At 64.6% G+C, this 2,505-nt stretch carries 3 protein-coding genes; all 3 read left to right on the forward strand.

The features are described 5' to 3' along the window. Positions 1-138 precede the first annotated feature (138 nt). The 3 genes from iolG (at position 139) to EN781_RS35890 (ending at position 2,321) form a co-directional block, all read left to right on the forward strand. The gene (gene iolG / locus EN781_RS30490; RefSeq protein WP_126057087.1) at positions 139-1,131 is read left to right on the forward strand and encodes an inositol 2-dehydrogenase; all 993 of its coding nucleotides are present in this window, start codon (positions 139-141) and stop codon (positions 1,129-1,131) included. A gap of 31 nt (positions 1,132-1,162) precedes the next feature. Then, a complete protein-coding gene (locus EN781_RS30495) occupies positions 1,163-1,957 on the forward strand; it encodes an SDR family oxidoreductase (RefSeq protein WP_126057086.1) in 795 nt (264 codons plus the stop codon). Between the two features lie 229 nt (positions 1,958-2,186). Then, a complete protein-coding gene (locus EN781_RS35890) occupies positions 2,187-2,321 on the forward strand; it encodes a hypothetical protein (protein ID WP_281033003.1) in 135 nt (44 codons plus the stop codon). Positions 2,322-2,505 lie beyond the last annotated feature (184 nt).

The raw sequence follows: 2,505 nt of genomic DNA on the forward strand, positions 1-2,505 counted from the left end.
CATCGTCGCCTACATCACCGGCGCCAAGACCGGGCAGGCGGAGCTCCAGGCGGCCTGACGGGCGTCACGACGGGACCAACCAGATCGTCCGCGCCTAGAGGCGCGGACATGTTTTAGAACCACCTCAAAGGACAATTCATGACTATCCGCTTCGCTCTTCTCGGCGCCGGCCGCATCGGCAAGGTCCATGCCCGCGCCGTCGGCTCCAATCCCGACGCAAAACTGGTTGCCGTTGCCGATGCTTTCGAGAAGGCGGCGAGCGATCTGGCCTCGGCCTATGGCGCCGAAGTGCGCAGCATCGAGGCCATCGAGAAGGCCAAGGACATCGACGCCGTCATCATCTGCACGCCCACCGACACCCATGCCGACCTCATCGAGCGCTTTGCCAAGGCCGGCAAGGCGATCTTCTGCGAGAAGCCGATCGACCTCGACTTCAAGCGCGTGGAAAAATGCCTGGCCGTGGTCGAGAAGGCCGGCGCCACGCTGATGGTAGGCTTCAACCGCCGCTTCGACCCGCATTTCGCCGCCGTGCGCAAGGCGATCGATGACGGCGCCATTGGCGCGGTCGAGATGGTCACCATCACCTCGCGCGATCCGGGCGCGCCGCCGCTCGAGTACATCGCCCGCTCGGGCGGCATCTTCCGCGATATGACCATCCACGATTTCGACATGGCGCGCTTCCTGCTCGGCGAGGAGCCGGTGGCGGTCAGCGCCCATGCCTCGGTGCTGGTCGACAAGAAGATCGGCGAGGCCGGCGATTTCGACTCGGTCAGCGTCATCCTGGAAACCGCGTCGGGCAAGCAGGCCGTCATCTCCAACTCGCGTCGCGCCACCTATGGCTACGACCAGCGCATCGAGGTGCACGGCTCGAAGGGCATGGTCGCCGCCGAGAACCAGCGGCCGGTGTCGATCGAGCTCGCCAACGACAAGGGCTACACCCGCCCGCCGCTGCACGACTTCTTCATGACCCGCTACCTCGACGCCTACGCCAACGAGATCGCCGCCTTCATCGGCGCGGCAACCAAGGGCAAGAAGGCGGCGCCAAGCGGAACGGACGGCCTTGTGGCGCTGAAGCTTGCGGACGCCGCGCTGAAGTCGGCGAAGACCGGCAAGACTGTTCGCGTCGACTGAGCTTTTTGAATTCGAACACAGGAGAACAGCGATGAGCGGTTTGGCCGGTCGCAATTCGGAAACGCGCGCCATCGTCACCGGCGGCGCGCAAGGTATCGGCTTCGCCGTCGCCGAGGCGCTGGCCGACGAGGGCTGCCGCGCGCTGGCGCTGGTCGGCCGCTCGCAGGAGAAGGGCGACAAGGCCGTCGCGGCGCTGAAGAAGGGCGGCGTCGACGCCATCTTCATCAGCGCCGACGTCGCCAGGGTCGCCGACTGCAAGCGCGCTGTCGACACGGCGATCGCGCATTTCGGCACGCTGAACGCGCTGGTCAACGCCGCCGCCACCTCGGCGCGCGGCTCGCTTATCGAAACGACAGAGGACGTCTTCGACCAGATTTTCGACACCAATGTACGCGGCCCCTTCTTCCTGATGCAGGGCCTGGTCGCGCATCTTCTGGCGCGTAAGGCGCCGGGCTCGATCGTCAACGTGCTGTCGATGTCGGCGCATGCCGGACAGTCCTTCCTGACGCCCTATTCGACCAGCAAGGGCGCGCTGATGACGCTGACCAAGAATGTCGCCAGCTCCTATCGGAGGAACCGCATCCGCTGCAACGCCGTGCTGCCCGGCTGGATGGACACAGAGGGCGAGGCGATCGTGCAGAAGAAGTGGCACGACGCGCCGGACGACTGGCTGGAAAAGGCCGAGGCCGCGCAGCCGATGGGCCAATTGGTCAAGCCCGCGCAGCTTGCCCGGCTGATCACCTATATGCTGAGCCCGCAGGCCGGCGTCATGACCGGCTCGCTGGTCGACTATGACCAGAACGTCGCCGGCGTGATCGGCGAGTAAGGGCCGGCGCTGCGGCCAGCCCTTTCGTCACTATACGGGGAGAAATGCCCGGCAGGGCAATGAGGGGCAGCGCCGACTTTGACAGCTATGGGTCCAAACTCAGGTTGAAGGCCGATATCTCCGCCTGGCCTTGTCTTTCTGCCGTAGGCGCCGCCCCTCACCTGCCTTCCGGCATCCTCTCTCCGTATAGTGACGGGGAGAGGGGCGCCGTCATCAATGGTTTCGCCAATTGGCCCGCTACAACACGACACGTGACAAACGCTTCGGCTTCGACTATATGAGCCGCATGATCCACCTGACCGCCTCGTTTTGGTACTTTAGCTACGGTAGCTCGCTGGCGGCGGGAGGATTGCGCTCGATCTGAAGATTGCAGCAAAACAGTCCGACAAGCCGCCAGACCTGGCGGCTTTTTTGTTTCAGCCGGCAGGTCTCCTAACCAGGAGCAGAAAGCCGTGTTGACCACCACAGACGACCTTCGGGTCACCGACCTCAAGGAACTGAGCACGCCGGAAGAGGTGATGCGCGAGATACCGCGCACGCTGACGGCG

The sequence above is a fragment of the Mesorhizobium sp. M4A.F.Ca.ET.090.04.2.1 genome, from assembly GCF_003999085.1.
Lineage (GTDB): Bacteria > Pseudomonadota > Alphaproteobacteria > Rhizobiales > Rhizobiaceae > Mesorhizobium.